Annotated in this window: 3 protein-coding genes; all 3 read left to right on the top strand. The window is 62.6% G+C overall.

All coding sequences use genetic code 11. The features are described 5' to 3' along the window. Positions 1-322: 322 nt before the first annotated feature. Positions 323-2077, top strand: coding sequence for an SIR2 family protein (locus AUL36_RS22940; protein ID WP_062224577.1), 1755 nt, complete (start codon positions 323-325; stop codon positions 2075-2077). Next, complete coding sequence (locus AUL36_RS22935) at positions 2074-2679, top strand: hypothetical protein (RefSeq protein WP_062224576.1); 606 nt, start codon at positions 2074-2076, stop codon at positions 2677-2679. The genes AUL36_RS22940 and AUL36_RS22935 overlap by 4 nt, the downstream gene beginning before the upstream one ends. Next, positions 2676-3165 (top strand): AAA family ATPase (locus AUL36_RS22930; protein WP_156418554.1); only part of this gene is annotated, 490 nt, incomplete at its 3' end. The genes AUL36_RS22935 and AUL36_RS22930, both read left to right, overlap by 4 nt.

The following is a 3165-nucleotide window of genomic DNA, read 5'->3' as shown; positions in this document are numbered from 1 at the left end:
GGAGACTGCGCGAACGGCTTACGGGATGAAACCAAGTGACGGGCCGATAGCGGACCGACGCCTTATGGTTCGATCGGATAGAAAGCTGCCGTTCCGCTGTCGACCCTGAGCGGACTGCGCAACGAAGCCGAATGCCGCCCGTGAGCTTTGGGACCCCCGCCAGCGTCAGAGCTGCCATTCGGCTCTCGACCCATCCCGGCATGCACGTTTCGGCAGCGGAACCGGTGGATAGATCGGGTAAATTTACGTTGCGCTCGGGTCCACCAGAAATATAGCCTGTACGCAGGGGGATGACCTCCGTCGTGCCAAGGGGAAGCATATTGTGAGTTTTGCACCCAGCGCGACTGACATCACTGTGCGCGAGGTGCTAGCGAAGCTCGACGGAGAGTTCGCGACCACCGCAAAGGCTGTCGAGAACGGCGAATTTGCCCTGTGGGTTGGCTCCGGCATTTCTCGGAAAGCCCCTAGTCTCGGGATCCTAGTAGCTGCGGCAGTCGAATACATCAGGGTGATGGCGACAGCTCCCGCCACCGCCGACACGTATCTTCCTGCTCTCGATGAAGCTCTCCGTATCGCCGGACGAACGCGGGCAGACATCGAGCTCGATCTACATCGCCCGTTCGCCGACTGGGCGCTCCGCGACGTGATCATCAATGCATTGTGGAATAGCTACTCTCGCGTCCTCGACATCCCGATACCCGACGAAGCGGCGGACTTCATCCTTTGGAAGGCCATCGATATTCGCGCCCAGTTCGCTCATCCCGCCCCGCCGGGAGCCGCTCACCTATGCATCGCGATGCTGGTTCTAGAAGGCGCCGTACAGACGATCGCGTCCGCGAACTGGGACGGCTTCATCGAAGCGGCGGTCCAGCGGCTGGGTGGCAACGTCCCCGGACTTTTGCAGGTGGTCGTCGATCCTGGCCAACTCCGCGACCCACCTGGTCGAGCAAGCCTCCTCAAGTTCCACGGCTGCATCATCCACGCCGATGAGAATGAGGTACGCTATCGGCGATTTCTAACCGGGAGCTACGCCCAAATCCTAAGGTGGCCATACAATCCGGACTTCACGGCGATGCGGAACACGGTCCGCGACGTTGCGACGAACAGGAAGTCGCTGGTCCTCGGCCTCTCGATACAGGACATGAACCTCCAGCAGGTGTTCACGGAAGCCACCGCGATCACGCCGTGGCCTTGGCCACCCGATCCGAACGCGCCGGCTCACGTCTTCTGCGAGGAAACCATAGCTCAGGGCCAAATCGACGTGTTGCGTCAGGTTTATGGGCCCTCGTACAACGCGAACATCGCCGAGATACATCGCGCCAGCCATATGCGTGCTTGGGGCGAACAGGTGTTGATCGCGTTGGTGCTGAAGATGATAGCCGACAAGCTCACCAGTCTTATGGACGCCGCGCTTGCCGCTACCGGCAAGGATGCGCTCATAGCCCCTCTAACGCAGTCGCTGAACGTGCTGCGCGACCTAGTCTCCGACGGCGCCGTTGTCGACGCAGACGATCAGAGCCGCACGCCTGCGGTCAATCAGGGAATCGCTTCGTGGTCACGGCTTCTATCGGTATTCCGCAGCGGCACGCTGCAACGCAATTCCGACGCCTACGAGCCGATCAGCCACTCGACGATTAATATGCTCCCTGCCGACCAGAACGCCCATAGCGCCAAACTTGGACATCTGGCTGTGACCTTGGCGCTGCTGGATCACGGAAGGTCGTCCGGTCGTTGGTCGCTCGCGATGCCATCAGGAAACGCGTTGGTTGATGGCGTGGCTACCTTCCAGGCCGACCGCCCGGGGGCACCCAAGCGCCCGGTCTTCTTGGTCAAGTCCCTGCCGGAGGCTCTGCGCTTGCAGTTGGACGGCGCCTACGCCAACGATAATGCGCTGATCATCCATTCCGATGACATCTGGCACCAGACGATGCCGAAGCGTTCAAGAAGATCACCAAGCAGTGCGCCCGGCAGGACGGGATTGGTCGAACCATCTCACGTCAGCATCGGCGACCTGCTGCGGACCGCAGCCAACGTCGACGACTTGCACGGCGGCTTCGCCGCGGAGGTCCTGCTGTGACCGGCTCGCCTCTCGTGGCCGCGCTTCGTGAGCGCCTTGCCGCGGCCGGCTACGATGACCTGCCTGTTCCGCTGCGTATCGCCGGGGTCGAGTTCCAGTTCACCGGCGCGATGCGCGGACGGCATGGCCGCGCGCTCGATCTTGTCCTACTCGTCGATACGACGGCAGGCAACTTCGGCGACAGCGACGGCCCGCGTGTCCGCCACCGCTTACAGGCCATGAGCCGCGCCCTCGACGTGACGGCGTCGCGCTACGTCCTAACCGTCATTCTGGCCGGCGCCGCGCTGCCCGGCGAGATCGAACTGCTCACGGAAACTGCCCGCGTGCTCCACGTCAATAGCCTGCCGCGACGCGAGGATGGAACGATGGACATGGATCGGCTCGAGGACGGCATCCGCGTACTGCTTCCCCTGTCCCTGCCAGCACAGCCCAGCGACGCCAACGAAGATACCGCAGAGGTGCAGCTAGCGAAGATTCTGCCCCAGGCAGTGGATCGCGATTTGTTAGCTGCGGTCGTGGCGGCCGCCGAGTCCGGCGATGCCGCAGTTGCCGAGGCCATCGCCGTTCGCATCGCCACTGCGATCAAGGAAGATAAGGCATGATCGGCCTTCTCAAGGAACTGGACGTCACGAACTTCCGGAGCATCCGTGGCCACGTACACGCACCTCTCGACGCCCAGGTAGTCCTCGTCCACGGCGAGAACGGGGCCGGCAAGACCAGCCTACTCTCGGCGATCGAACTCGCCCTGACCGGCGGCGTCCAGTTCCTGCGACGAGCGGACCCGAAGTACGCAGCACAGTTGATGCACCGATCGGCGCAAGAAGGTGGCGTATCGCTCACCACTGCCGACACAGCATCGAGCTGGTACGGCGCTACGGTCACGGCAGAGGGTATCGGCAGAGCCTCCAGCCTCGCCGCGTCCGAAGCCGCCTTCTTCAGCGAGCGCAGCTACCTACCTCAAGCCCTACTGGGTCAGTTGCTCCAGATCTATCAGGATTCCGGCAGCGGTGCGGACTCTCCCCTTGCGAGGTTCGTCAGCGATTTGCTGCGTCTAGACCGTCTTGACGCCATCGAGAACGGCTTAAAGC

It is taken from the genome of Aureimonas sp. D3 (genome assembly GCF_001463805.1).
Taxonomy (GTDB): domain Bacteria; phylum Pseudomonadota; class Alphaproteobacteria; order Rhizobiales; family Rhizobiaceae; genus Aureimonas; species Aureimonas ureilytica_A.
This window is presented reverse-complemented; position numbering and strand designations above follow the sequence as displayed.